Here is a 25,678-nt window from a genome sequence, read left to right as displayed (position 1 = left end):
CCGCGACCAGCGCGGAGGACGACGGGGCGTCCGGCCTCGTTCGTGTCCAGGTGGATCAGCGTCCGAACTCGAACCCGGCGCCGGGGATGGCGGCCAGGAGGTCCTTCGTGTACTGCTCCTTCGGGGCGGCGAAGACCTCGTCGGTCGTCGCCTTCTCGACGATCTGCCCACGGCGCATGACGCACACGTTGTCCGCGACGAGGCGGACGACCGCGAGGTCGTGCGTGATGAACAGGTACGTCAGGCCGAGCTCGGTCTGCAGCTCGGTGAGCAGGTCGAGGATCTGCCCCTGCACGAGCACGTCGAGCGCGGAGACGGCCTCGTCGAGGACGATGACCTCCGGCTTGAGCGCCAGCGCGCGGGCGACGGCGATGCGCTGTCGCTGGCCACCGGACAGCTCGTTCGGGTAGCGGTTCACCATCGACTTCGGCAGCGCGACCTGGTCGAGCAGCTCCAGCACCCGGGCGCGACGCGAGGCCTTGTCGCCCACCTTGTGCGTGGCGAGCGGCTCGGCGATCGTGTTCCCGACGTTGTACATCGGGTCCAGGGAGCCGTACGGGTCCTGGAACACCGGCTGCACGCGGCGGCGGAAGTCGAAGAGGTCCTTGCCCTTCAGCGCGCCGATGTCGATGCCGTCGAACTGCACGGTGCCGCTCGTGATGCTCTCGAGCTGCAGGACGAGCTTCGCGACGGTCGACTTGCCCGAACCGGACTCGCCGACGAGCGCCGTGGTGGTGCCCTTCTGGATCGAGAACGACACGTCGTCGACGGCCTTGAGCTCGCGGGTGGCGAGGCTCTTGCCGCGCAGCTTGTAGACCTTCTCGAGGTTCTTCACCACGATGAGGTCCTCGGCCGGACGGTGCTCGCGCTCCTGGGCCCGGGCGATCAGCTCGGCGTCGTCGTTGCCGGCGTCGGCGATGTCGACGCGCGCGTGCTGCACCTTCGACTGGATGCGACGGCTGGCCAGCGACGGGGCCGCCGCGACGAGCCGCTGCGTGTACGGGTGCTGCGGGTTGGCCAGGATCTCCTTCGAGGGACCGGCCTCGACGACCTGGCCCTTGTACATCACGACGAGCTTCTCGGCACGCTCGGCGGCGAGGCCGAGGTCGTGCGTGATGAACAGCACCGAGGTGCCGAAGTCGCGGGTCAGGCTCTCGAGGTGGTCGAGGATGACGCGCTGGACGGTGACGTCGAGCGCGCTCGTCGGCTCGTCGGCGATGAGCAGCTGCGGGCGGCTCGACAGACCGATACCGATGAGCACGCGCTGGCGCATGCCGCCGGAGAACTCGTGCGGGTACTGCTTCAGGCGGGTCGAGGCGTCGCCGAGGCCGGCTTCCTGCAGGACCTCGACGGCACGGTCACGGACGGCCTTCTTGCCGGTCGCCATGCCGTTCGCACGGATCGCCTCCTCGACCTGGAAGCCGATCGACCACAGCGGGTTGAGGTTCGACATCGGGTCCTGGGGGACGTAGCCGATCTCCTTCCCGCGGATCTCCGACATCTCCTTGTCGCTCAGCCCGACGAGCTCGCGCCCGTTGAACTTGATCGAGCCGCCGGTGACCTCACCGGTGCCGGGGAGCAGCTTGATGATCGCCTGGGCGCTCGTCGACTTGCCCGAACCGGACTCGCCGACGATGGCCAGGCGCTCGCCCTGCTCGAGGGTGAGGTTGACGCCGCGGACGGCCTGTACGAGGCCGCTCTGGGTCTTGAAGCCGACCTGCAGGTCGGTGATCTCGAGCAGCGGCGCGCCGGAACCACCGGTGCGGCTGCTGTTCGTCTGGGTCAGTGTCTCGCTCATCGGCGGGCCCTCGCCTTCGGGTCGAGCGCGTCGCGCACCACGTCACCGAGGAGCAGGAACGCGAGCACGGTGATGGACAGGGCTGCCGACGGCCAGAAGATCGTCGACGGGTTCGTGCGGATCGATGTCTGGGCGGTGCCGATGTCGAGGCCCCAGCTCAGGGCCGACGGCGGCAGACCGATGCCGAGGAACGACAGCGTCGCCTCGGCGACGATGAACGTGCCGAGCGACACGGTCGCGACCACGATGACCGGAGCCAGCGAGTTCGGGATGACGTGGCGCACGAGCGTCCGGAACCGGTTGACACCCAGGGCCGCCGACGCCATGACGTAGTCGGCCTGCTTGGCGCTCAGCACGGCGCCACGCATGATGCGGGCGATCTGCGGCCACGCGAACGCAGCGAGGACGAGCGCGACGGTGATCGCGTTCCGCGCGGGGATGACCGACATGATCACGATCGCACCGAGGACGGTGGGGATCGAGAAGAAGATGTCACCGATGCGGGACACGATCGTGTCGAGCCAGCCGCCGTAGAAGCCGGCCAGGGAACCGATCACGATGCCGACGATCGACACCAGGATCGTCGCGACGATGCCGACGATGAGCGAGTTCTGGGCGCCCCAGATCACGCGGGCGTAGACGTCCGAGCCCTGACGCGTGAAGCCGAGGATGTGCCCGGCCTCGGGCCCGCCATCGCTGTTGTCGAGGTTCGACGCGCGCGGGTCGACGTGGGCGAAGAGCCCCGGGAAGACCGCGACGACGATGATCAGCAGGATCAGGATCGAGGAGATCCAGAACGTCGGGCGGGTCCGCATGGACTCCCAGGCGTCGGTCCACAGGGAACGGGTCTTCTCGTCCTCGTTGACCTGGTCGACCGCCTGCAGGGGGGTTTCTTCGAGCGGGGCGACGTAGTGCGTCGCCGAGCGGGGTGCGGCGTTACTTGGCATAGCGGATCCTCGGGTCCAGGACGGCGTAGAGCAGGTCCACCAGGAGGTTGGCGAGCATGAAGATGATGACCATCACGGCGACGAAGGAGACCACCGTCGGGCCTTCGCCGAGCTTGACGGCGCGGAACACCGTGCCGCCGACACCGTTGATGTTGAAGATGCCCTCGGTCACGATCGCGCCGACCATCAGGTTGCCGATGTCGACGCCCAGGTAGGTCACCACGGGGATGAGCGAGTTCCGGAAGATGTGCACGCCGACGACACGACGGCGGGGCAGGCCCTTGGCCGTGGCGGTGCGCACGAAGTCGGCGCTCATGTTCTCGGCGACGCTGGCCCGGGTCAGACGCACGATGTACGCGAACGAGACCGAGGCGAGGACGATCGCCGGCAGGACGAGTTCGCTCCACGGCGCCTCGCCGGACACCGTGACGCGGAACAGCCCGAGCTTGATGCCGAAGACGTACTGCAGCACGAACCCGACGACGAAGGTCGGCACCGAGATGAGCAGGAGCGACACGACGAGCGCGGTGGCGTCGAACAGCTTGCCCTTGCGCAGACCCGCGACGACGCCGACGACGATGCCGGCGACGGCCTCGAACACGAGCGCGAGGATCGCCAGGCGCGCGGTGATCGGGAAGGCCGATGCGAGCTGCTGGCTGACCGGCAGACCCGAGTAGGTCACGCCGAGGTCGCCGCGGAACACGCCGCCGATCCAGAGCAGGTACTGCACGATGAACGGCTTGTCGAGGTTGTACTGCTGACGCAGCGTCTCGATGACCTGCGGCGACGGCTGCCGGTCGCCGAACAGCGCGGCGATCGGGTCGCCGGGCAGCGAGAAGACCAGGAAGTAGATGAGGAACGTGGCCCCGAAGAACACGGGGATGAGTTGCAGGAGGCGCTTGCCGAGGTACCAGAGCATCAGATCACTGCCCGGTCCGGAGCGATGTCGATCAGGTTCATTGTGGTGAGGGGTGGACGGTCCGAGGGTCGGCACGGATGTCCGGTGCGGGAGGGCGCCCGCTGTGTGGGGGTGTTGCCACCGTGGTACGGGGGTTCGGGGACCTGTGCGGTCCCCGAACCCCCGTCCGGTGATCGCGAAGCAGGATACCTGCTCGCGCTTCGGTCTCTAGGAGACCTGGATCAGTTCTTGACCTCGATGTCGTAGTACAGCGGCACCGAGTTCCAGCCGAACTTGACGTTCGACACGTTGTCCGCGTTCCAGACACCGGTCACGTTGGAGTACCAGAGCGGGATCTCGGGCAGGTCCTCGAACAGGAGTTCCTGTGCCTGGTCGAAGGACTTGTTGCCCTCTTCGACGGTCGCAGCCGAACGGCCCTTGGCGAGCAGCTCGTTGTACTCCTTGGAGTCGTACCGCGAGTAGTTGTTCGACGAGCCCTCACCCATGGTCGGGCCGAGGAAGTTGTACAGCGACGGGTAGTCGGCCTGCCAACCGGTGCGGCTGCCGCCCGTGAGCTTGTCGTTCGTCTGGAGGTCCAGGGCTTCCTGGAACGTCGGGATCGCGTTGCCCTCGGCCTTGATGCCGAGCGTGTTCGAGATCGAGTTCGTGACCGCGGTCACCCAGGCCTCGTGGCCACCATCGGCGTTGTACGTGATGGTGAGCGTGTCGTCGTACTTCGAGATCTTGTCGGCCTCGGCCCAGAGCTTCTTGGCCTCGGACTCGTCGTAGTCCAGGACGTCCGAACCGTCGAGGTCGTCGTTCCAGCCGGCGATCACCGGGGAGGTGAAGTCCTTGGCCGGGGTGCGGGTGCCGTCGAAGATCTTGTCGGTGATCTGCTTGCGGTTGATCGCCATCGAGACGGCCTCGCGACGCAGCTTGCCCTCTTCACCCTTCCAGTGGTCGAGGTAGTAGGGCAGGTAGATCGCCTGGAAGATCGCGGCGGGCTGGTTGACGTTCGAGTCCGGGAAGTCGGACTTGTAGGTCTTGAATGCGCTGTCCGGCACGGCGTCGAGGACGTCGAGGTTGCCGCCCTGGGCGTCGGAGTACGCGGTGTCCTGCGAGGCGTAGAACGTGATCGTGAGACCACCGTTCTTCGGCTTGCGCTTGCCCTCGTAGTCCTTGTTGGTGACGAGCTTGATGGACTGGTTGTGGGTCCAGGCCTTCTTGCCGTCGAGCTTGTACGGACCGTTGCCGATCGGGTTCTCACCGAAGGCCTTGGTGTCGTCGTAGAACGCCGACGGGAGCGGCACGAACGCCGAGTAGCCGAGCGACAGCGGGAAGTCGGACTGCGCCGACTTCAGCGTGACGGTGAACTCGTCGTCGTCCACGACCTTGAGGCCGGTGAGCTCGGAGTCCTTGTCGGCGTTGTAGCCCTCGATGTTCTCGAAGAAGTAGCTGGCGCCCTGGGCGTTCGACTTCTGGGCTGCCCAGTTCCACGCCTTGGTGAACGACTCGGCCGTGACCTTCTCGCCGTTGGTGAAGGTGTAGCCGGTGTTCAGCGTGATGTCGAACGTCTTCGAGTCATCGGTGTCGATGCTCTTGGCGACCTCGTTGACCGGCTTGCCGTCGGCGTCGTACGAGACGAGGCCCTCGAAGAGCGAGTCGATGATCTTGCCGCCACCGGTCTCGGTGGTGTTCGACGGGATCAGCGGGTTCTGGGGTTCGCTGCCGTTGGTGGTGACGATCCCGGACGCGTTCGCCGAGCCCGAGCCACCCCCGTCGGAGCTGTTGCTGGAGCAGGCGGTCAGGGCGAGTGCTGTGGCCCCGAGCACGGCGAGGGCGGAAAGCCCGGCGCGCTTCTTGATCAAGGTTCCTCCTGGTGCATGGGACGCGCAGGGCACAGCGGTGTCGCCCGGGCGCGTTTGACCTTTGCAGCGTAGGCAAGGTGAACAGCGGCGTCCAAACCCAGGGGCGAACGGTTACACGCCGGTAACCAACTTGCACGATCCTTGCGACAAGATGCAACATTCGCGCGCGTGCCGGTGAAGGGTGCGTTTTTGTTGCATCCGCATGAAATCCATTGCACTCCGTCACACTTCTGTGCAAGTCGGGGGACGGCCGAGCATCGCTCAGGGGTACGGCTCGGGGGCCGCGTCGAGCGGTCAGGACATGCCGTGGGTGGCGCGCCGAGTGGTCACGAACTGTCGGTGGGAGCGGGTCCGGACGACGGTTCGTGACCGCTCGGCGGAACTGAGCGGGGTGTCGTGACCAGCCGGGACACGACCGTGCCCCGTCCGGAGGACCGGACGGGGCACGAGGCGCTCAGCGACTGAGCACAGGGCGACGACGAGGGTGTCGGCGCTGGTCGGGATCAGGCGAACGCCTCGATCGGCGGGCAGGCACACACCAGGTTGCGGTCCCCGTACGCCTGGTCGATGCGACGCACCGGCGGCCAGTACTTCCGGCCGCTGATGCCCGGCAACGGGTAGACGGCCTGCTCGCGGGTGTAGGCGTGCGCCCACTCCCCCGAGATCACCGACGAGGCGGTGTGCGGCGCGTGCACGAGCGGGTTGTCGTCCGCCGGCCACTCCCCGCGCTCGACCGCTGCAGCTTCGGCCCGGATCGCGAGCATGGCGTCGACGAAGCGGTCGAGCTCGGCGAGGTCCTCGCTCTCGGTCGGTTCGACCATGAGCGTGCCCGCCACCGGGAACGACATCGTCGGCGCGTGGAACCCGTAGTCGACCAGGCGCTTCGCGACGTCGTCGACCGTGATGCCGGTGGTGTCGCGCAGCGGGCGGAGGTCGAGGATGCACTCGTGCGCGACCAGTCCGTCGTCGCCCGTGTACAGCACGGGGAACGCATCACGCAGACGGGCCGCGATGTAGTTCGCCCCGAGGACCGCGGCCTCGGTCGCACGGGTGAGGCCCTCGAGCCCCATCATCCGGACGTACGTCCACGTGATCGGTAGGATGCTCGGGCTGCCGTACGGCGCCGCACTGACCGGGCCGCCGGCGTGGGCCAGGCGGTCGTCCGCCTCGGCGGCGGTCGCGCCGGAGCGCCGGTCGGCCTGCTGCGCGAACGGGTGGCCGGGCAGGAACGGTGCCAGGTGTGCCTTCGCGGCGACGGGTCCCACGCCGGGGCCGCCACCGCCGTGCGGGATGCAGAAGGTCTTGTGCAGGTTGAGGTGCGACACGTCGCCCCCGAAGTCGCCGAAGCGGGCGTGGCCGAGCAGCGCGTTGAGGTTCGCGCCGTCGACGTAGACCTGGCCGCCGGCGTCGTGCACGGCGTCGCAGATCTCGCGGATGTCGTGCTCGTAGACGCCGTGGGTGGACGGGTACGTGATCATCAGGGCCGCGAGGGTGTCGGCGTTGGCGGCGACACGGGCCCGGAGGTCCTCGAGGTCGACGTTGCCGTTCTCGTCGCAGGCCACCACGACGACCTTCATGCCGGCGAGCACCGCGGACGCCGCGTTCGTGCCGTGCGCGCTCGACGGGATGAGGCAGACCGTCCGGTCCTCGTCGCCACGAGCCTGGTGGTACCCACGGATGGCCAGCAGGCCGGCGAGCTCACCCTGGCTGCCGGCGTTCGGCTGCAGGGACACGGTGTCGTAGCCGGTGACCTCGGCGAGCCACGACTCGAGGTCGCCGATCATGTCGAGGTACCCCTCGACGTCCTCGCGCGGTGCGAACGGGTGGATGTTCGCGAACTCCGGCCAGGTCACGGCGGCCATCTCGGTCGCCGCGTTGAGCTTCATCGTGCAGCTGCCGAGCGGGATCATGCCGCGGTCGAGCGCGTAGTCCTTGTCGGACAGGTGCTTGAGGTACCGCATCATGCGGGTCTCACTGCGGTGTGCGCTGAACACGGGGTGCGTCAGGTAGTCGCTCTCGCGCTGCAGGGCGGCCGGGAGGCCCGTGGCCGCGTCGCGCACGGCGGTCTCGGTCGCGGGGACGGTCACGTCCACCGCCCCGAGCACGTTCGCCAGCGCCACGACGTCGTCGGGCGTGGTCGTCTCGTCGACGGACAGCTGGAACGTGTCGGCGTCCACGACGTGCAGCAGGTAGCCGGCGTCCTGTGCTGCCGCGACGATCGCCTCGGCGCGACCGACGGCCCGCAGGGTGAGCGTGTCGAAGAAGGCGTCGTGCACGACCTCGACCCCGGCGTCACGCGCCACGGCGGCGAGTGCACCGGTGGTCCGCGCGACCCGACCGGCGATGAACCGCAGGCCCTCGGGCCCGTGGTACACCGCGTACATCGAGGCCATCACGGCGAGCAGGACCTGCGCGGTGCAGATGTTGCTCGTCGCCTTCTCGCGGCGGATGTGCTGCTCGCGGGTCTGCAGGCTGAGGCGGTAGGCCATCTGACCGTCGGCATCGAAGGACACCCCGACCAGGCGACCGGGGAGCTGGCGCTCGAGGCCGGCGCGCACCGCGAGGTAGCCGGCGTGCGGGCCACCGAAGCCGAGCGGGACGCCGAAGCGCTGGCTCGTCCCGACGGCCACGTCGGCACCCAGGTCGCCGGGGCTGGCGAGCAGGGTCATCGCGAGCAGGTCGGCTGCGACGACGGCGATGCCGCCACCGGCGTGGACCCGCTCGATGACGGACGACGGGTCGACGATGCGGCCCGACGCGCCCGGGTACTGCACGATGACACCGAACGCACCGTCGAGCTGGTCGTCGCTCGGGCCGTCGGCAGCGTCGAACGCGCGCAGCGTGATGCCCACGGCGTCGGCACGGTGGTCGAGCAGCGCACGGGTCTGCGGCAGCAGGTCGGCGTCGACGAGGAACGCGTCACCCTTGACCTTGGACGCGCGGCGGGCGAGGAGCATGCCCTCGACCACGGCGGTGCCCTCGTCGAGCATCGAGGCGCCGGCGGTGGCCATGCCGGTCAGGTCGGACACCATCGTCTGGAAGTTGATGAGCGCTTCGAGGCGGCCCTGCGAGATCTCCGGCTGGTAGGGCGTGTACGCCGTGTACCAGCTCGGGTTCTCGAGCACGTTGCGCTGGATCACCGCGGGCGTGTGGGTGCCGTGGTAGCCGAGGCCGATCATGGCGCGACGGACGGTGTTGCGGCCGGCCTTCGCGCGGAGTTCGGCGAGCGCCTCGGTCTCGCCGACGGCGGCCGGGATCACCGAGTCGGCGACGGGGCCGACGTGGATGGCCTCCGGGATCGCGGCACGGACCAGCGCGTCGAGCGACGGCTGTCCGACGACGTCGAGCATGGCCTGCTGGTCGGCCGGGGTGGTGCCGATGTGGCGGTCGGCGAAGGACGTCTGGAGGTTCTCGAACGCGGTCATGCGATGGAGGCCCGGTACGCGTCGTGGTCCATCAGGTCCTCGGGGAACGAGGTGCCGTCGACCTTGATCTTCACGAGCCAGCCGGCGCCGAACGGGTCCTGGTTGACGGTGTCGGGGGTGTCGACGACGGCGTCGTTGACCTCGACGACCTCGCCCTCGATCGGGGCGAAGAGCTCGCCGACGCTCTTGGTCGACTCGATCTCGCCGATCTGGTCGCCAGCGGTGGTGGCGGTGCCGACGGCGGGGAGCTCGACGTAGACGACGTCACCGAGCTGCTCGGCGGCGTGGTCGGTGATGCCGACGGTGACGGTGTCGCCCTCGACGAGCAGCCACTCGTGGTCGGCCGTGTACTGGAGTGCGGTCTGGTCGGTCATGGGGTCAGCCTTTCGAGGCGCGGCGGTAGAAGGGGAACGCGGAGACCGTGCTGGGGACGGCAGTCCCGCGGACGTCGATGTGGAGGACCTGTGCCCCGTCCGACACGGCGGCGAGCGCGGCCGGGTCGACGAAGGCCATCGCGACGGGGTGGCCGAGCGTCGGCGAGAGCGCGCCCGAGGTCACGGTGCCGACGACCGCGCCGTCGAGCACGACGTCGTAGCCGGCGCGGGGAGCACGGCGGCCCTCGGTCACCAGGCCGACGAGCACGCGGGCGTCCGCGGACGGGGTGACGCCGGCAGCACCGACGAACTCGCCGTCCTTCGCGACGACGCGGCCGAGGCCGGCCTGGGCGGGACGGACATCGGTGCCGAGCTCGTGCCCGTAGAGGGGCATGCCGGCCTCGAGTCGCAGGGTGTCGCGCGCGGCGAGCCCGGCGGGGACGACGCCGCGGTCGGCACCGGCCTCGAGCAGGGCGTCCCAGAGCACCGGGGCGGTGCCCGGGTCCGTGTAGACCTCGAAGCCGTCCTCGCCGGTGTACCCGGTCCGCGCGACGAGCACGTCGGCACCGTCGAACACCGCGTGCAGCACGCGGTAGTAGCCGAGTTCGTCGAGCGGGTTCTCGGGCTGCAGGCGGTCGGCGACGACGAGCGCGTCGAGCGTGCCGGCAGCCGCGGGGCCCTGGATCGCGACGAGGGCCGTGGTGTCGGAGTCGTCGGAGACCTCGACGTCGAAGCCGTCGGCCCGGGCGGTGAGCGCGGTGACGGCAACGTCGCGGTTGGACGCGTTCGCGACGACGAGGAAGACGTCGTCGTCGGTCCGGTACACGACCAGGTCGTCGAGGATCCCGCCGTCCTCGGCGAGCAGCAGCGAGTACTTGGCGCGACCGATGGGCATCGTGCCGAAGGAGCCGGCGAGCGCGTGGTCGAGGAAGGCGACGGCGTCGGTGCCGGTCACCCCGATCTCGGCCATGTGCGACAGGTCGAAGACCCCGGCGGCCTGGCGCACGGCGTGGTGCTCGGCGAGGTCTGACGAGTAGCGCACGGGCATGCGGTACCCGGCGAAGTCGGTGAAGGTCGCACCGGCGGCCTCGTGCACGGCTTCGAGCGGCGACGAACGCTGACCCGGCGTGGGCAGTGGGGACGGACTCATGGCGGAGTTCTCCTGGCATCGGCAGGGCCCGGCGACGATCGCCGGGTGGAACTCCCCCTCTGTCATGGGCCTGAGAGTTTCACCGCGGCCCGTGAGGTCCGGCGGCTTTCACCGTGGGCGAGACGACCGAGCGTCTGCTTTTCAGAGTGGCCTGTCCGCTGCGGTGTGGGACCTGAGAGATTGACGGGGGGATTGCTCCTTCGGTGCCGTGCGTGCGCCCGAGGGCACGACGTACCCAGAGGCACGACGTACCCGGAGGTACGTGCACGGCGTCTCCCGCGACGGATGAACGGCCGGTGTGTTCAGTTGTCCGCGACGAGCATACCGAGGCCGCGTTTCGAGCGTGTGTCGCGAGCGAGCCTTCGACATCTCGTAGAATGCGGGGATGGCCGGACAACGATCGCGCCCCCGCGGGCAGCTGGAGCAGGCGGTGCTCGATGCCCTCCGCTCCGCCGACTCCGGGCGCACCGCACGCCAGGTGCTCGACGCGTTCCCGGAGCCCCGCCCCGCGCTGACGACCGTCCTCACCGTGCTCGACCGCCTCGGCCGCAAGGGCCAGGTGGAACGGGAGCAGCACGACGACGCTCCCCTGACGTTCCGCGCCGTGCACAGTCGCGACGAGCAGACCGCGTCGCTGATGTCGAGCGCGCTGGCCGCGTCGTCCGACCGCGAGGCGGCGCTGCTGCAGTTCACCGGCTCGCTCGCCTCGGACGACCTCGAGGCCCTGCGCCGCGCCCTCGACGCCCGCGCCCGCTCCTGACCGGCTGCGCACCGTGGTCGTCGCCGGAATCGCGCTCATCGTCCTCGCACTCGCGGTGGTGGTGTTCGCGCCCCGGGTCCTGACCCGTTCCGCCTGGACGATCGACCGGCCCCGCACCGCGCTGGTCTGCTGGTCGGTCGCGGTCCTGCTCGGCGTCGTCGGCTTCGTGGCCGGCATCACCCTCGTGGTGCTCGCGGACCGTCCGGTCACCGAGCTGTTCGGCGGGGACGGCTCCCCCACGCACGGCTTCAACGTCGGCGTCGCGCTCCTCGCGGTCGTCGCGTTCGTCGTCGCGGTCCGGGTGCGCCCCGGCCCGGAACACGAGGCCGTCCGGCAGGCGATGCGTTCCGGCGTCGCCCCGCACCGCGAGATCGACGGCACCCCCGTCGCCGTCGTCGAGGCCGACCACGCACTGGCGTGCGCCGTGCCGGGTCGGAGCGGTGGCGTCCTCGTCAGCACCGGCTTGGCAGACCGGTTGCGCACCGACGAACTGGAGGCCGTGGTCGCCCACGAACGCGCCCACCTGACCCAGCACCACGCGGCTGCGGTCGCGGTCGCGGAATCGATCGAGCGTGCGGTCCCGTGGGTGCCCGGTGCGCGCGCCATGGCGCGGTCGACGCGTGTGCTCGTGGAGTTCGCCGCGGACGACGCGGCCGCCCGTCGCGTCGGACGCGACGCCCTGCGCCGGGCGGTGCTGGTGGCGGACGGGAGCAGCGCGCTCGGGGCGATCCGCGCCTCCAGACTGTCCTGAACGGGGCGATCCGAGACCGCACCGTCGACCACACGACTGTCGTGACGCACCACGTGTCGGGGGCGAGGCATATGGTGATCGGACCGTGAAGCCACTGACCGAAGCCGACATCCGATCGTCGTTCGTGAACGCCACCCCCGACGAACTCGCACAGCTGCCCATCCCGGGCCTGCACGAGACACTCTGGGACGAACGCGAGTTCCTGGGCTGGCGCGACCCGCAGGCCGCCCGCCGCGGGTACATCGTGTCCTGGATCGACGAGCGCCCCGTGGGCATCGTCGTCCGGTCCGCCGGTGGCTCGCTGCGCCCCGGCATCGCCGCGATGTGCTCGTTCTGCCACTCGCCGCAGCCCGCGACCCAGGTCCGGCTGTTCTCCGCCGCGCGTGCCGGTGAGTCCGGGCGCAACGGCAACACGATCGGCACGTACATCTGCGAAGACCTCGGGTGCCCGATGCTGATCCGCACCGCGCCCCCGCACCTGAACCCGCCCGCGACCATCGCGATGCGTGGTGCCTCCCTGCTGCAGCGCGTGCAGAACTTCACCGCGGACATCACCAAGACGGCGTGAGCCGGTTCGGCACCGCCCGCTGGGCCGTGGTCGAGGAACTCGGCGACGGCCGGTGGCGGCTGACGCTGCGGGACGAGGCCGACGACGAACTCGGCGCGTTCGGTCTGGGCGTCGAGGGGCCGTGGGACCCCGACGTCGAGCCGCACGTCGGGTTCGTGCTCGTCCAGCTCGGCTTGACACTGCGCGGGGCTCGGCCGTGGCGCATCGACGAACTCGGTGACCACCGGGCGCCCGTCCTGTCGCTCGGCTGAGCGAGGACGCCCGGACGGCTTCCTTCGGCGCGCGCGGTCCGCTCGGTCAGTCCGCGGCGACGAAGTTGCGCAGGATCTCGCGGTCGTCGTCGGCGCGCATCGCCCATGCGAGCTCGCTGCGGTGGTCGCTGCCCTCGAGCGGCAGGAGCGCCACCGTGTCGGGTGCGGCGAGCGCGGCACTCTCCGGCACCACCGTGACACCGAGGCCCACCCCGACCAGGTGCAGCACGGTCGCCCAGGTCGTGGCCTCCTGCACGATGACGGGACGGCGACCACCGGCGGTGACCGGTGCGAGGTTGCGCTCGGTCGCCAGAGCCCCCGCGACCGCCGGGAAGAACACGAACGGCTCGTCGACCAGTTCGGTGCCGCGGATGCGTTCGCGGTCCGCCAGACGGTGCCCGCGCGGCACGGCGGCGACGAACGCCTCGGACCGGAACTGCAGCAGCCGCACGGCGGGGTCCGGGTCGGCATCGCGGACGACGGCGAGGTCGAGCTCGCCGCGGACGATCCGGGCGAGCAGGGTCGACGAGTACCCCTCGGTCAGTTCCACCCGGACCAGCGGGTAGCGCTCCCGGAACGCCTGCACGCGTTCGATCGGACCGAGGGGCAGCGCGGAGACGACGAACCCGACGTCGAGCCGACCGACCTCGCCCCGACCGACCCGCACCGTCTCGTCGAGGTCCCGTCGCACCTGCCCGAGCAGCGATCGCGCACGCCCCTGCAGCACCCGGCCGGCGGCGGTCAGGGCCACACTGCGGCTGGTCCGGACGAACAGGTCGACCCCGAGCGCGCGTTCGGTGCGCCGGATCTGCTGGGACAGCGCGGGCTGGGCGATCCGCAGCTGCTCGGCCGCTCGGCCAAAGTGCAACTCGTCGGCGACGGTGAGGAACGCCCGCAGCTGCCGGAGGTCGACGTCCGGTTCTCGATCCATGCACACAGGCTATCGATCAGCGCGAACGAGTATTGGACGTGACTGCATCGTCGATCGAGGATGGATGCATGCCCGAAGCAACCTCCACCGTCACCATCGCCGACCTCGCCACCCCCGCGGACGCCGAGGCGTTCCGCACGCTCAACGAGGCGTGGATCACCCGGTACTTCACCCTCGAGGACGAGGACCGCGTGTTCCTCTCCGATCCCGTCGGCCGCGTCGTGGAACGGGGCGGGGCCGTCCTGGTCGCCCGGCTCGACGACCAGGTCATCGGGTGCATCGGGGTCGTGCCCACCACCCCCGGCGTGTTCGAGCTCGTGAAGATGGCGGTCTCCCCCGACCACCAGGGGCACGGCACCGGGCGGAAGCTCATCACCGCTGCGCTCGACCGGGCGCGCGAACTCGGCGCACGCCGCATCGACCTGGAGAGCAACGCACAGCTCGCCAGCGCCGTGCACCTGTACGAGGCGTTCGGGTTCCGGCACCTGCGCGAGGACGAGGTCGCCCCGAGTCCGTACGTGCGAGCCGACGTGCACATGACCCTCGACCTGCACTGACGTTCGACCTGCGCTGACGTTCGACCTGCACCGCCGTTCGACCTGCACTGACGGCGGCCCGGTCCCGGTACGCTCGCGGCATGGCGACGTACGAGGTGCAGGCGGTCCGCGAGGCCGGCGCGTGGCAGGTCTTCATCGACGGCTTCATGGTGACCGAGGTGTCCCGGTGGCCGTCCGTCGGGTTCGTGGCCCGCGAGCTCCTCGCGATGGACCGTGACGACGACCTGCGCATCCGCGTCGTCGGCCGCAACCAGTACGTGGCCTGACCGCAGCGGAGCGCGATGACCAGGTCGGTCAGCGAGCCGCGGCGACCAGCTGTTGTGCTCGCTGGTGCGAGACGTGGAGCAGTGGTCCGATCTCACGCACCGTGAGCCCGGACTCGTGCAGGACCAACGCCGCGGCGGCCGTCTCCTTTGCCGCCTCGATGCGTGCGCGCTCGGACTCCTCGCGGAGCGCGACCGCCCGATCCAGGTGCGCCTGCGCCGCTTCGGGCATCGCCACCTCGACGACGAGTTCGAAGGACTCCGGATCGCGGTCGTCGTTCATCAGCGAGAGCCAGTCGCGGGCCATCAGCTCGATCTCTCGTTCGCGCTTCGCCTGCGTCCGGATGACGCCGTCGATCCAGATCAACCAGTACTTCCCGTCGCGCTCGGCGCGAACAGTGTGTCGGCTCATTCCCGGCCTTCTCCCCGTCGTTGACTCGGCCGATCGCGTAAACCGGTCCACGAGTTCCGCGCGCTTCACGCTACGCGTCCAATCGGGATTGGGCAAAGCTGTCTACTCGAAGTAGACAAGACCTCTCGGCTGGGTCAGCGGCATGCACTCAGGCGACGTGCCAGACCAGCCCCTCCTGCGCGCTCGACGGGTACGCCGAGGCGATCCGGAACACGGCCTCGCGCAGGGTCTCCGGTGAGCACGCCAGGTTGAGCCGGACGAACCCGCGCCCCTCGGACCCGAACCCCAGCCCGGAGTTGAGCGCGACGTACGCGTTCTCACGCAGCGGCACCGCGGGGTCGTCGCCGAGGCCGATGCCGCGGAAGTCGAGCCACGCCAGGTACCCGGCGCGCGGCCGCGTGTAGACGACCCCGGGCAGGTGCTCGGCGAGCAGCTTGGCGAGCAGCCGGTCGTTCGCCACGATGCGCGCCACGACGTCGTCGAGCCAGTCCGTCGCCAGGGTGAACGCCGCCAGGTTCGCGTGCAGCCCGAGGATGCTCGTGCGGCAGGCGACCTCCTCCCACAGGGTGTCGAGGAGCGCGGCGGTCCGGGGATCGCCGGCGACGATGACCGAGCACTTCACACCGGCGAGGTTCCAGCCCTTGCTCGCCGAGGTCACGCACACGCTCCGGGCACCGAGCGGCTCGGCGACGGCGGCGAACGGGGTGAACTGCACGCCGGGGTGGGTCAGGGGTGCGTGGATCTCGTCGCTGATGACGAGGACGTCGTACTTCGCAGCGAGTTCGGCGATCGCGACGAGGTCGGCCCGGTCGTGCACGAGCCCGACCGGGTTGTGCGGGTTGCAGAGCAGGAAGACGCCGACCCCGCCGGCGAACGCCCGCTCGAGGCCCTCCAGGTCGAGCCGGTACTGCCCCCACTGCTCGAGCAGCGGGACCTCCTCGACCTGACATCGGGCCTCTTCGACGAGCTCGAAGAACGGCGGGTACACCGGCGGTGTGATCGCGACTCGGCCGCCGTCAGGCAGCGCGAGCCGGAGCGACTCGACGATCCCGACGCTGACGTCGGTGGCCAGGTGGATCCGCGACGGATCGATCTGCCAGCCCCAGCGGTCCAGCGCGAACTGCGCGAACGCGGGAGCGAGCGGACCGGGGCCGTCGAGGTACCCGAGGTCGGACTGCGAGACCCGTTCGATCAGGGCCTGCCGGATCGCCGGCGCGACGTCGTGGTCCATCTCGGCGACGAACAGGGGCAGCACGTCGGGCGCGTACCGCGTCCACTTGATGCTCGTCCGGACCCCGCGGAGCGTGCCGACCGGGTCCTGCTCGTCGCTCGCCATGCGTCCCAGCATGCCCCTGCCAGGAGGCCCGGCGCGACTCCCGACGTCATCCCACGTCGTCTTCGGGTGGGGTGACGGCCGGGGGCCGCCCCGTCGGCCTACTGTCGGCAGCATGAGCACGAGCACCGCCGACAAGGCCGTCACCCTGAAGCAGCTGCACGAAGCCCCCGAGATCCTGCGCGTCGTGAACGTGTGGGACGCGATCACCGCCAAGGTCGTCAGCGACCTGCCCGGCACGAAGGCGATCGCCACCGCCGGGCACTCGATCGCCGCCTCGTACGGGTACGAGGACGGCGGCATGCCCCTCGACCTCGCCCTGTCCGGAGCCGCGATCGTCGCCGCAGCCACGGACCTGCCGGTCACCGCCGACCTGGACGACGGCTACGAGGACCCCGCCGAGACGATCCGCCGCGCCATCGGCTCCGGCATCGTGGGTGCCAACGTCGAGGACCGGCTGCGTCCCTTCGACGAGGCGGTCGCCCGCGTCGCCGCGATCACCGCAGCGGCAGAGGCCGAGGGCGTCGACTTCCAGCTGAACGCGCGCACCGACGCGATAGTGCGCGGCGGCGAGCGCCCGGTCGACGAGAGCATCGAGGACGCGATCGCCCGCGGCAAGGCGTTCCTGGACAACGGCGCCGCCCTGGTCTTCGTGCCCGGCGCGGTCGAGCGTTCCGTGGTCGAGCGACTCGTCGCCGGTCTGGGCCGCGGCAAGCTCTCGGTCATCGGCCTGCCCGGCGCCCTGCCCGCCGCCGAGTACGAGGCGCTCGGCGTCGCCCGCATCTCCTACGGCCCGCTCACGCAGCGGGTCGCGCTGCGCGCGCTCCGCGACCTGGCGACCGACCTGTACGCCGACGGCGTCGTGCCGGAGGACACCCCGACCCTGAACTGACGGAGCAGACGGACGGGAGGCCCGTGGCGGTGTCGCCACGGGCCTCCCGTCCGTCCTGTGGTCACGTCACGCGACCCGCTCAGCTCAGCCGAGCGCCGGGTACAGCGCCGGCGCGGTGCGCGCGTGCGTCTCCTGCTCGAAGGCGTAACCGAGGCCGATGACCGTGCTCTCGTCGAACGAGCGGCCGAGGAACTCCAGGTTCACGCCGGCACCGGTGATGGTGTTGTCGGCAGCGGTCGCCTGGCCCATCGGGACGGTGATCGCCGGCATGCCGGTGTTCGGGCTGAGGCGCATGTTCGTCGACTGCGTGCCGTACGGCGTGCCCGACGGGTAGACGAGCGCGTCGAGGTCCTGGTCGTCGAGCATCTGCGTCACGAGCTGCTTGCCGGTGGCGAGCTGCGTCGTGTGCGACCCCGTCGGTCCGGCCCACGCCTGGTACTGCGTGTCGGTGATCAGGTCGCGCGACTGGTAGGTGCTCTTGCGGCTCGGCACGTACTCACCCGAGGCCAGGATGCCCTGCAGGGAACGCGCGGTGACGTCGGGGTCGAGGTGCTTCGCGACGTACTCGTCCAGGTCGTGCTTGAACTCGTTCGTGCTGCCGCTGCCCTCGGACAGGACCCGGTTGAAGGCCGTCGTCGCGGTGATCGGGACGACGGTGGCACCGGCGGCCTCGAGCTTCGCGACGGAGGCGTCGAACAGGCGCTTCGTCGTGGCGTTCGTGCCGACCATGCTCGTCACGTAGCCGATGCGGGCGCCCTGCAGTGAGTCGGCGTCGAGCGACGACGTGTACGACGTCGGCACCTTGCCGGCCTGCGCAGCCGTCGCCGGGTCCGCCGCGTCCACGCCGGTGACGGCGTCGAGCGCGACCGCCGCGTCGGTGACCGAGCGGGTGATCGGGCCGCCGGTGTCCTGCGACAGGGCGAGTGGAATGATCCCGTCACGGCTGGTCAGGCCGACCGTGGGCCGGATGCCGACGAGCTGGTTGTACGTCGACGGCACGCGGATCGACCCGCCGGTGTCGGTGCCGAAGCCGATCCCGGCGAGGTTCGCGGAGATCGCCGCACCGGTGCCGCCGCTCGAGCCACCGGCCGTCTGCGCCGTGTTGTACGGGCTGGCGACCAGGAGCGACGAGCCGGCGGGCTGGTTCGACGAGAACTCGGAGACGAAGCCGAAGGCGAACTCGTCGAGGCTGGCCTTCGCCAGGATCACGGCGCCGGCGTCGCGGAGGCCGGTGACCATGGCGGCGTCGGTGTCGGTCTGGTTGTCGTCCCAGCAGCCGCAGCCACCGGTGGTCGGCATGTCCTTCGTGTCGTAGTTGTCCTTCACAGCGATCGGCACGCCGAGCAGCATGCTCGTCATCCCGTGCTCGGCGCGCTCGGCGTCCGCGGTCTTCGCGGCGGCCAGGGCGTCGGCGTTGGTGGTGACGATCGAGTTGAGCGCGCGCCCGGTCGACGCGGTGTCGACCGTCGCGCGGTCGTACGCGGCGATGCGGTCGAGGTAGTCCTGCGTGATCGCGACCGACGTGGTGACCCCGGCGTTCATCGCGGCCTGCATGTCGATGGTCGACGCCTCGACGAGCTGGAACGGGCCGTCGTCGTAGATCATCCGCTGGGACAACCCGGCCAGGTCCGCGACGGTGATGGTGCCGTCGGCGTCGGTGTCCGCGGCGCTGACCGTCGCCCAGTCGGTGCTCACGGTCGTCGCACCGAGGTGGTCGGTGAGCACGGCGAGGTCGGCATTCGTCACCTGGTCGTCGCCGGTCAGGTCGAGGTCCGTGTAGTACGGCGCGAGCATGGCGGCGGGGCTGGCGTCGACGGCTGCGGGTGCTGCAGCGGCCGTGATCGCGGGGGTCGCGGCGAGGACGGTGCCGACGAGGGCGATCAGCGATGCGCCGGCGACGGTGGTGCGCTTCTTGCTGGAGGCCCGCTTCGTGGCGGCCTGCTTCGTGGCGGTCATGCGGAGGCTCCGGTGCGGTCGCGGCGGGCACGACGGGCCCGCAGGGTGATCAGGGTTCCGCCGGCTGCGAGCAGGGCGATGGACGCGGCGATCCACGGCGCGACGTCCGCGCCGGTCCAGGCGAGGTCGCCTCCGGTCGGACGGTCGTCCCCGGCTCCTGCCACGGCGGTGGCGCCGTCGGTCGGATCGGCGCCCGGTGCCGTCGGGTCGCCGGGGCCGGCGGGGGCACCCGTGCCGCCACCGGCGCCGGGCTGCGTGGTCGCACCCGGCGTCGGTGTGGCCGTCGGGGCGGTGGTCGCGGCCGCGGCGACCACGACGCTGGTGCTCGCCGGGTCGTCGAGGGTGGTCGACGTGCCGTCGGAGCCGACGAGGGTGATGCTCGTGACGTCGAGGTCGACGCTGCCGACCGCCGTCGGGGTCAGCGAGATCGAGGTGGCCAGGTCGCCGTCGAGTGCCGGTGAGGTGCCGAGGCGGGTGTGCACGATCGTCAGGGCGTCGCCGTCCTGCTCGACAGTGTCGAAGCCGCCGTCCGGGCCGGTGACGCTGTCGTCCCGGTACTGCACCGAGTCGGCCTCGAGCGTGATCTCGTAGGCGTAGACGTCGGCGGTGTCCGGGATCGCCAGGTCGACGTCGAACGCCGTGCCGACGGTCACGGTGTCCGGGGCGTCGATGGTGGCGGTGGTCGCGGTGGGCGCTGCCTGGGCCGGAGCGGCCGTCAGGACGGCGAGGCCGAACGCCCCGGCGGCGACGAGCGTCGAGGAGACGATCGTCGCGCGTGGGCGCAGCCGTGGTCGGTGCTGCATGGGCGCAGTTCCTTCGGGTGGGGTGGAGGGGTGCTGAGCGGGTACTCAGTGAACCGAAAGCTAACGGGACGCTGTTTCCGGTTCTGGCCCGGCACGTTTCCGCCCCGTTACGGCTCGTTCCTGCCGCTACTGTCGTGCCATGTCGGTCGACGTCGAAGCCCTGCTCACCCCGCCCTCCCCCGTCGCGGCACGCGCGCTGGAGGTCGTCCGGGCGTGGTCGGAACCCGCCCTCGTCAACCACTGCCTGCGCTCGTGGGCCTGGGCCGTCCTGCTCGCCCCGACGGTCGACCTCGAACCGGACCCCGAGCTGCTCTTCGTCGCGACGATGCTGCACGACCTCGGCGTCACCCCGTCGTTCGACGCCCACCGTGTGCCCTTCGAGGACGCCGGCGGCGCGGTCGGTTCGGTCTTCGCGCTCGGTGCCGGGTGGGACGCCGTGCGAGCCCGTCGGGTCGGGGAGATCATCGAGCGGCACATGTGGCGGTCCGTCGACCCGGAGCTCGACGCCGAGGGGCACCTGCTCGAGGTCGCGACCTCGCTCGACGTCTCCGGCGTGGGCTTCGACAGGTGGTCGTCCGACGACCTGCGGGACGTCACGGCTGCGCTGCCCCGCCTTGACTTCTCGGCGTCGTTCGACGGGCTGATCCACGAGCAGGCTTCGCGCAAGCCCTCCTCGGCCGCGGCTCGCCTCGACGGCTCGGGCAACGTGGCCGCCGGCGGAGACCGCTGGACGGCGTTCCTGGCGTCCTGACGCTCGGTCCGGTCGCTCGCTGGACTTCTCGGCGGGGTGGGCGTATAGTCTCTGGTTGGTGCACTGCAGCGAACCCATCTGACTCGCGCACACCACCCTCTCGACACCGACTCACCCGAGTCGCATTCCACTCGAGACACCGCTCGATCCGAACGGACGAGCTGCACGTTGAAACTCGACGTGCGCGCCCCGCACTCGATGCGTCGCGCTGGACTGAGACGTCCGCCGACACCGAGTCGCCCTGGCGCCGAATGACCAGGAAGTACAGCACCATGACCAGCAACGAACGAATCACCGTGTTCGGGACCGCACTCGCGGCCCCGACGATCACCCCCGACCGCATCGCCGAGTTCCCGGTGCGCGACGACCGCTCGCAGCGCGAGTACCTCGTCCGCATCGCAGCCGACGACCTAGGGACCTTCGTCACCCGGGGCACCCGGCTCGACGCCGTCGGCGAGGCCGGCTGGACCGTCCCGGGCCGCTCCTGGGCGGGCGAGGCCAGCCGCACCCTGCTGCAGGCACAGTCCGTGCAGGCGGGCGAGATGGCCCTCGCGGCCTAGGTCCGACCAGCACCACCACGAAGCGCCGCCGAGTTCGCTCGGCGGCGCTTCGTCGTTCCCGGGGCAGCCCCGGTGCGACGCGTCAGTACTCGCCCTTGATCACGAAGAACGAGCCGCGGATCGTGCCCGCGAGCTTCGACCGCTGCCGGGCGAACTTGAACTTGTCGGCGAGTTCCTCCGGCACTTCCATACCGTCGGAGAGCTTGAACCCGACCGCACGCTTGCCGCCCGGTTCGAGCGTGTAGAGCACGTTGATCGCCAGGCCGGACTCGTAGAAGACGTAGGTCCAGCGGACGCCGTCGACCAGCGCTTCCGTGGCTTCGAGCGGCGGGGACGCGATCACGAGCCCCCGCTCCTCCACGAGCACGCGGGCGACGTACTCGACCAGCTCGGGAGCCTCGGCGGCAGGACGTGTGGTGAGGTCGTGGTCGTACTTGTTCTTGAAGTAGCGGGCCTCGTTCGCACGGAGTCCGGCGAGCGCATCCACCACCGGCGAGGTCTCGAGCCCCACCGTGGAGACGTTCATGAAGTCGACGACGTACGGCATGGGGCCTCCTCGGGCACTGGACGAGCCGAATCTAGTCCCCCATGCCACTTCATCCGCAAGGGCGAGTCCCTTATAGTCGGGAGCTATAAGGGAGGTCGCCATGCGGGTCGAACGTGCCGCGGAACTCATCCGCGCCGCCCGCGAAGACCTCGGCCTCTCGCAGACCGGTCTCGCTGCCGCCGCCGGCATGCAGCAGCCCACCATCTCGGCGTACGAGAGCGGACGGAAGCGGCCGCGCCCGGAGTCGCTCCGGCGGATCCTCGAAGCGGCGCACACCCGCCCGAGCATCCCGCTCGCCGTCTACGCCGACGCGATCCTCGACGAGGCGAAGCGCTTCCACCTCGACGACGTCCGCGTCTTCGGCTCCGCGGTGCGCGGGCAGGACACCGAACACAGTGACATCGACCTGCTGGTCCACCTGACCCCCGCGGCATCGCTGTTCGATCTCGGTGGATTCGCGCACGAGGTCGAGCGCATCACCGGTTTCGAGGTCGACGTCCTCACCGACGACCTCGAGGACGACGAGCACCTCGCCCACGTCCTCGACGAAGCCGTGCCGCTGTGATGCCGGCCCCTCGGTTCACGCCTCGGCCCCGCAACGACCGTGACCCTGCTGCCCTCGACGAGCGGTGGCCGTCGCTGCAGCCAGCTTCCTCGACCTGCTCGCCGAGTGCTCCATGATCGTCGAGCACGGGCGGAGCGAGTTCGACGCGGCCCGCAGCCTCACCTACCGGGCAGCCGAAGCGGTCATCATCCACTTCGACGACCTGCTCGGTCGCATCCCCCCGGACCGGGAGGCACGGCTTCCGTCCGACCTGTCACTCGCGGCGGTCCGGAAGACCCGCAACATCCTGTCGCACGACTACCGGAAGGCGCGGAAGGAGATCGTCTGGGATGCGATCGGGCACCGCATCCCGGCGGTCATCCTCGCGCTCGTCGACTGATCATGCCCGGCCCGATGCCGACTCCATCGGTCGGCTTCACTCGTACCCGTCGAAGCGGTAGCTGATCTGTGGGTCGTACAGCGGCAAACCCAGGTCGACCACCGCCGAGATGACGACGTTCCACTGTTCCGGCTCCATGCCGTAGCAGGTCGTGGTCACCATCTGCGGGCTGTAGCTCACGTCGACCGCGCCGCGGTCCCCCGGCCCGGCGAGCATCGTCTGGTGCGCACCGTCAGCGCGGGTCCTCTCGACGGCCCAGTCCGGGAAGGCGGCGATGAGCGCAGCCTCGACGGCCTCGAGTTCGGGGACGTGCTCACCCTCGACCAGGCACTCGTACACCTGCGCGGAATCGAGTCGCTTGCTCGTGCGCCAGAAGGCGAACTGTTGACTCATGCGTCCCCCGACCTAGTTGTTGAAGCGGAACTCCACCACGTCGCCGTCCTGCATGACGTAGTCCTTGCCCTCGATCCGGGCCTTGCCGGCAGCGCGGGCCTCGGCGATGGAGCCGGTCTCGACCAGGTCGTCGAACGAGATGACCTCGGCCTTGATGAAGCCCTTCTCGAAGTCGGTGTGGATGACGCCGGCAGCCTGGGGAGCCTTCCACCCCTTGCCGATCGTCCACGCACGGGCTTCCTTCGGACCGGCCGTCAGGTAGGTCTGCAGCCCGAGGGTGTCGAACCCGATGCGGGCGAGCTGGTCGAGGCCCGACTCGGTCTGACCGGTCGACTCGAGCAGTTCGGCGGCGTCGGCAGGGTCGAGGTCGATGAGCTCCGACTCGACCTGGGCGTCGAGGAACACGGCCTGCGCCGGGGCGACGAGCGCGGCCAGTTCGGCCTTGCGGGACTCGTCGGTCAGGATCGCCTCGTCGACGTTGAAGACGAAGATGAAGGGCTTGGCGCTGAGCAGGCCGAGCTCGGCGATCGGCGACAGGTCGATCTTGGTGGCGGACAGCAGGGTGCCCTGCTCGAGCGCGGCACGGGCCTCGCGAGCGGTCTCGAGCACGATCGGCTCGGTCTGCTTGAGCTTCACGGTCTTCTCGTACCGCGGGAGCGCCTTGTCGATGGTCTCCATGTCGGCGAGGATCAGCTCGGTGTTGATGACCTCGAGGTCGTCCTTCGGGGAGACCTTGTTCGCGACGTGCACGACGTCGTCGTCGGTGAAGCCGCGGACGACCTGCGCGATGGCGTCGGCCTCGCGGATGTTGGCGAGGAACTTGTTGCCCAGGCCTTCACCCTCGCTCGCGCCCTTGACGATTCCCGCGATGTCGACGAACGACACCGGCGCCGGCACGGTCTTCTCCGAGTGGAAGAGCTCGGCGAGCTGGTCGAGCCGCGAGTCGGGCAGGTTCACCACCCCGACGTTCGGCTCGATCGTCGCGAACGGGTAGTTCGCGGCGAGGACCTGGTTCTTGGTCAGGGCGTTGAACAGGGTCGACTTGCCGACGTTCGGGAGACCGACGATTCCGATGGTGAGAGCCACGGAAGAAGAGCCTACCGGCGGCGGCCTGTCGGAGCCGACCCGGGCCTCCAGTCCGTCCGTCAGATCAGCGGACGCGACCCGCCCATCGGAGGCCCCAGGGCAGTGATGCGGCGCTCGACGACGTCGAAGACGTCGGCCTGCAGCCGCTGCGATCGCCGCCAGTCCCCCGGCACCTGGAGCGAGTGGTCGGCACCGTCGACGGTCTGGAGGCGCGCAGCAGTCCCCGAGACCCGCTCAGGCCGCCACATGGTGTCGTCTCCACCCCCGATCGCGTCGTGCGCGTCGGTGGCAGCAGCGAGCGCCGTGGCCACGTCGTCGTGAGTGAGGACCGGCGTCAGCCAGACGCCGGGCACCTCGTGGCGGATCGCCCACGGCAGGGCGAAGCAGCCGAACGACTTCGCGACGACGAGGTCGGGCAGCCGGTCCCCCAGGGCGGCGGCGACAGCGGTCTCGACGAACCCGACCGGATCGGCACCGGCAGCGTCGTCGACGTGCCATCGAGGCGCGACGACCTCGCACCCGGCCGCGGCGGCGATCTCGTTCGTCCACCAGAGCAGCGGCGCCTGTTGCCCGTAGCCGGCGCCGGCGAGCACCAGGACGAGCGGACGTCGGTCGGCCTCGTTCCCCATGCGCCGACAGTAGCCGTACGCAACGCCGACGGGAACGGAGGGCGATGTCGGCACCCCGTGCGACGATCGGGACCGTGCCGTTGAACTTCACCGCGATCGACTTCGAGACCGCCAACAGCTCGCCCGCCAGCGCCTGCTCCGTCGGGCTCGTGAAGGTCCGCGCCGGCCGGGTCGTCGATCGGGCGTCGTGGTTCATCCGCCCGCCGTTCGGGCACGACGCGTTCCTGGAGTGGAACACGCGGATCCACGGCATCGTCGCCGAGGACGTCACGCACGCCAAGACGTGGGAGCAGCAGTACCCCGACCTGGTGGCCTTCGCCGAGGGTGACGTCCTGGTGGCGCACAACGCCCGCTTCGACATGGGCGTCATCGCCGGTGGGTGCTCCGCGACGGGCATCGACCTGGCCGAGCACCACTCGCTGTGCTCCCTGGCGGTCGCCCGCAAGACCTACACGCTCGACTCGTACCGGCTGCCGGTCGCCGCGATGGCCGCCGGGTTCGAGGGCTTCCAGCACCACGACGCCGCCGCCGACGCCGAGGCCTGCGCCGCGATCGTCGTGCACGCAGCCGGGCACCACGGGGTCGAGACGGTCGAGGCGCTCGGCGCGGTGACCCGGGTGACGATCGCCCCGGTCCGCGCGCGTGCCGAGAAGCCGAAGGGTTCGAACCAGCCGCGGCTGTCGAACCGGCCGATGGTGTTCGCCGACTGAGAGTCTGCGCTGGCTGACGGTGTTCGCCGACTGACGCAACGCCCGCTGCGCGCGGCCGGGGCGCCACATCCCCGGTGGTATTGTCACGACAATGCCGTCGGCACCGACGCCGGCATCTCCG

At 70.3% G+C, this 25,678-nt stretch carries 28 protein-coding genes and 1 riboswitch; of the genes, 12 read left to right on the top strand and 16 right to left on the bottom strand.

Features of this window, described 5'->3' with window-relative positions:
• Nucleotides 1-55: 55 nt before the first annotated feature.
• From DEJ03_RS09535 to gcvT, 7 genes are all read right to left on the bottom strand, one after another.
• The gene (locus DEJ03_RS09535) at nt 56-1,798 is read right to left on the bottom strand and encodes an ABC transporter ATP-binding protein (protein ID WP_071404173.1); all 1,743 of its coding nucleotides are present in this window, start codon (nt 1,796-1,798) and stop codon (nt 56-58) included.
• Nucleotides 1,795-2,745 carry an ABC transporter permease gene (locus tag DEJ03_RS09530; RefSeq protein ID WP_071404174.1) on the bottom strand — a complete coding sequence of 317 codons (951 nt, stop codon included), beginning with the start codon at nt 2,743-2,745 and terminating at the stop codon, nt 1,795-1,797. The genes DEJ03_RS09535 and DEJ03_RS09530 overlap by 4 nt, the downstream gene beginning before the upstream one ends.
• A complete protein-coding gene (locus tag DEJ03_RS09525; RefSeq protein ID WP_110864435.1) occupies nt 2,735-3,664 on the bottom strand; it encodes an ABC transporter permease in 930 nt (309 codons plus the stop codon). Before DEJ03_RS09525 ends, DEJ03_RS09530 begins: the two co-directional genes overlap by 11 nt.
• Nucleotides 3,665-3,885: 221 nt before the next feature.
• Nucleotides 3,886-5,511, bottom strand: a complete 1,626-nt coding sequence (locus DEJ03_RS09520; RefSeq protein WP_110864434.1) for an ABC transporter substrate-binding protein — start codon at nt 5,509-5,511, stop codon at nt 3,886-3,888.
• A 503-nt stretch (nt 5,512-6,014) separates the two neighbouring features.
• On the bottom strand, nt 6,015-8,936 hold the full coding sequence (gcvP, locus tag DEJ03_RS09515) for an aminomethyl-transferring glycine dehydrogenase (protein ID WP_110864433.1): 2,922 nt from the start codon (nt 8,934-8,936) through the stop codon (nt 6,015-6,017).
• Nucleotides 8,933-9,310 carry a glycine cleavage system protein GcvH gene (gene gcvH / locus DEJ03_RS09510; RefSeq protein ID WP_017887079.1) on the bottom strand — a complete coding sequence of 126 codons (378 nt, stop codon included), beginning with the start codon at nt 9,308-9,310 and terminating at the stop codon, nt 8,933-8,935. The genes gcvP and gcvH overlap by 4 nt, the downstream gene beginning before the upstream one ends.
• Nucleotides 9,311-9,314: 4 nt before the next feature.
• Entirely contained in the window at nt 9,315-10,460 is a 1,146-nt protein-coding gene (gcvT, locus tag DEJ03_RS09505) for a glycine cleavage system aminomethyltransferase GcvT (RefSeq protein WP_110864432.1), read from the bottom strand.
• A 49-nt stretch (nt 10,461-10,509) separates the two neighbouring features.
• Nucleotides 10,510-10,615: riboswitch (glycine riboswitch) on the bottom strand.
• 230 nt (nt 10,616-10,845) lie between these two features.
• On the opposite strand from gcvT, the gene DEJ03_RS09500 reads away from it, so the two are divergent.
• The 4 genes from DEJ03_RS09500 (at nt 10,846) to DEJ03_RS09485 (ending at nt 12,790) form a co-directional block, all read left to right on the top strand.
• Entirely contained in the window at nt 10,846-11,220 is a 375-nt protein-coding gene (locus tag DEJ03_RS09500; protein WP_110864431.1) for a BlaI/MecI/CopY family transcriptional regulator, read from the top strand.
• A 13-nt stretch (nt 11,221-11,233) separates the two neighbouring features.
• Complete coding sequence (locus tag DEJ03_RS09495; protein ID WP_110864430.1) at nt 11,234-11,971, top strand: M48 family metalloprotease; 738 nt, start codon at nt 11,234-11,236, stop codon at nt 11,969-11,971.
• 85 nt (nt 11,972-12,056) lie between these two features.
• A complete protein-coding gene (locus DEJ03_RS17940; protein ID WP_027464546.1) occupies nt 12,057-12,539 on the top strand; it encodes an FBP domain-containing protein in 483 nt (160 codons plus the stop codon).
• Nucleotides 12,536-12,790 (top strand): hypothetical protein, encoded by a 255-nt coding sequence (locus DEJ03_RS09485; protein WP_017887084.1) that lies wholly within the window; start codon nt 12,536-12,538, stop codon nt 12,788-12,790. Before DEJ03_RS17940 ends, DEJ03_RS09485 begins: the two co-directional genes overlap by 4 nt.
• A gap of 46 nt (nt 12,791-12,836) precedes the next feature.
• Here DEJ03_RS09485 and DEJ03_RS09480 read toward each other — a convergent pair whose 3' ends face one another.
• Nucleotides 12,837-13,721, bottom strand: coding sequence for a LysR substrate-binding domain-containing protein (locus tag DEJ03_RS09480; RefSeq protein WP_110864428.1), 885 nt, complete (start codon nt 13,719-13,721; stop codon nt 12,837-12,839).
• A gap of 68 nt (nt 13,722-13,789) precedes the next feature.
• Here DEJ03_RS09480 and DEJ03_RS09475 point away from each other — a divergent pair, with 68 nt between their 5' ends.
• A complete protein-coding gene (locus DEJ03_RS09475) occupies nt 13,790-14,278 on the top strand; it encodes a GNAT family N-acetyltransferase (RefSeq protein WP_110864427.1) in 489 nt (162 codons plus the stop codon).
• Between the two features lie 80 nt (nt 14,279-14,358).
• Nucleotides 14,359-14,544: a hypothetical protein gene (locus DEJ03_RS09470; protein ID WP_017887087.1), complete on the top strand. Its 186-nt coding sequence runs from the start codon at nt 14,359-14,361 to the stop codon at nt 14,542-14,544.
• Between the two features lie 28 nt (nt 14,545-14,572).
• Here DEJ03_RS09470 and DEJ03_RS09465 read toward each other — a convergent pair whose 3' ends face one another.
• Both DEJ03_RS09465 and DEJ03_RS09460 read right to left on the bottom strand, forming a co-directional pair.
• Nucleotides 14,573-14,953, bottom strand: a complete 381-nt coding sequence (locus DEJ03_RS09465) for a hypothetical protein (protein WP_110864426.1) — start codon at nt 14,951-14,953, stop codon at nt 14,573-14,575.
• 148 nt (nt 14,954-15,101) lie between these two features.
• On the bottom strand, nt 15,102-16,289 hold the full coding sequence (locus tag DEJ03_RS09460; RefSeq protein ID WP_071404186.1) for a MalY/PatB family protein: 1,188 nt from the start codon (nt 16,287-16,289) through the stop codon (nt 15,102-15,104).
• A gap of 112 nt (nt 16,290-16,401) precedes the next feature.
• Here DEJ03_RS09460 and DEJ03_RS09455 point away from each other — a divergent pair, with 112 nt between their 5' ends.
• Nucleotides 16,402-17,178 carry an isocitrate lyase/phosphoenolpyruvate mutase family protein gene (locus DEJ03_RS09455; RefSeq protein ID WP_110864425.1) on the top strand — a complete coding sequence of 259 codons (777 nt, stop codon included), beginning with the start codon at nt 16,402-16,404 and terminating at the stop codon, nt 17,176-17,178.
• Between the two features lie 84 nt (nt 17,179-17,262).
• On the opposite strand, the gene DEJ03_RS09450 is transcribed toward DEJ03_RS09455, so the two are convergent.
• Together DEJ03_RS09450 and DEJ03_RS09445 are read right to left on the bottom strand one after the other, a co-directional pair.
• On the bottom strand, nt 17,263-19,134 hold the full coding sequence (locus tag DEJ03_RS09450) for an amidase family protein (protein ID WP_110864424.1): 1,872 nt from the start codon (nt 19,132-19,134) through the stop codon (nt 17,263-17,265).
• Nucleotides 19,131-19,937, bottom strand: coding sequence for a hypothetical protein (locus DEJ03_RS09445; RefSeq protein WP_110864423.1), 807 nt, complete (start codon nt 19,935-19,937; stop codon nt 19,131-19,133). Before DEJ03_RS09445 ends, DEJ03_RS09450 begins: the two co-directional genes overlap by 4 nt.
• 139 nt (nt 19,938-20,076) lie before the next feature.
• On the opposite strand from DEJ03_RS09445, the gene DEJ03_RS09440 reads away from it, so the two are divergent.
• Complete coding sequence (locus tag DEJ03_RS09440) at nt 20,077-20,688, top strand: HD domain-containing protein (protein ID WP_110864422.1); 612 nt, start codon at nt 20,077-20,079, stop codon at nt 20,686-20,688.
• A 272-nt stretch (nt 20,689-20,960) separates the two neighbouring features.
• Nucleotides 20,961-21,248, top strand: coding sequence for a hypothetical protein (locus DEJ03_RS09435; RefSeq protein WP_017887091.1), 288 nt, complete (start codon nt 20,961-20,963; stop codon nt 21,246-21,248).
• Between the two features lie 82 nt (nt 21,249-21,330).
• Here DEJ03_RS09435 and DEJ03_RS09430 read toward each other — a convergent pair whose 3' ends face one another.
• A complete protein-coding gene (locus tag DEJ03_RS09430) occupies nt 21,331-21,795 on the bottom strand; it encodes a phage tail protein (RefSeq protein WP_110864421.1) in 465 nt (154 codons plus the stop codon).
• A gap of 100 nt (nt 21,796-21,895) precedes the next feature.
• Here DEJ03_RS09430 and DEJ03_RS09425 point away from each other — a divergent pair, with 100 nt between their 5' ends.
• Entirely contained in the window at nt 21,896-22,360 is a 465-nt protein-coding gene (locus tag DEJ03_RS09425) for a helix-turn-helix domain-containing protein (protein ID WP_110864420.1), read from the top strand.
• Between the two features lie 64 nt (nt 22,361-22,424).
• Complete coding sequence (locus tag DEJ03_RS09420) at nt 22,425-22,739, top strand: HepT-like ribonuclease domain-containing protein (protein WP_110864419.1); 315 nt, start codon at nt 22,425-22,427, stop codon at nt 22,737-22,739.
• Between the two features lie 36 nt (nt 22,740-22,775).
• Here the strand turns inward: DEJ03_RS09420 and DEJ03_RS09415 are convergent, their stop codons facing one another.
• The 3 genes from DEJ03_RS09415 to DEJ03_RS09405 are packed head-to-tail and all read right to left on the bottom strand — an operon-like array spanning nt 22,776 to nt 24,847.
• On the bottom strand, nt 22,776-23,132 hold the full coding sequence (locus tag DEJ03_RS09415) for a hypothetical protein (RefSeq protein ID WP_110864418.1): 357 nt from the start codon (nt 23,130-23,132) through the stop codon (nt 22,776-22,778).
• Between the two features lie 12 nt (nt 23,133-23,144).
• Nucleotides 23,145-24,218 carry a redox-regulated ATPase YchF gene (gene ychF / locus DEJ03_RS09410; RefSeq protein ID WP_110864417.1) on the bottom strand — a complete coding sequence of 358 codons (1,074 nt, stop codon included), beginning with the start codon at nt 24,216-24,218 and terminating at the stop codon, nt 23,145-23,147.
• Between the two features lie 59 nt (nt 24,219-24,277).
• Nucleotides 24,278-24,847 carry a hypothetical protein gene (locus DEJ03_RS09405; protein ID WP_110864416.1) on the bottom strand — a complete coding sequence of 190 codons (570 nt, stop codon included), beginning with the start codon at nt 24,845-24,847 and terminating at the stop codon, nt 24,278-24,280.
• A gap of 44 nt (nt 24,848-24,891) precedes the next feature.
• Here DEJ03_RS09405 and DEJ03_RS09400 point away from each other — a divergent pair, with 44 nt between their 5' ends.
• Nucleotides 24,892-25,557 (top strand): exonuclease domain-containing protein, encoded by a 666-nt coding sequence (locus DEJ03_RS09400; RefSeq protein WP_181421155.1) that lies wholly within the window; start codon nt 24,892-24,894, stop codon nt 25,555-25,557.
• Nucleotides 25,558-25,678: the final 121 nt, after the last annotated feature.

The sequence above is a fragment of the Curtobacterium sp. MCLR17_043 genome (assembly GCF_003224215.1).
In the GTDB taxonomy this organism is placed as follows: domain Bacteria; phylum Actinomycetota; class Actinomycetes; order Actinomycetales; family Microbacteriaceae; genus Curtobacterium; species Curtobacterium flaccumfaciens.
This window is presented reverse-complemented; position numbering and strand designations above follow the sequence as displayed.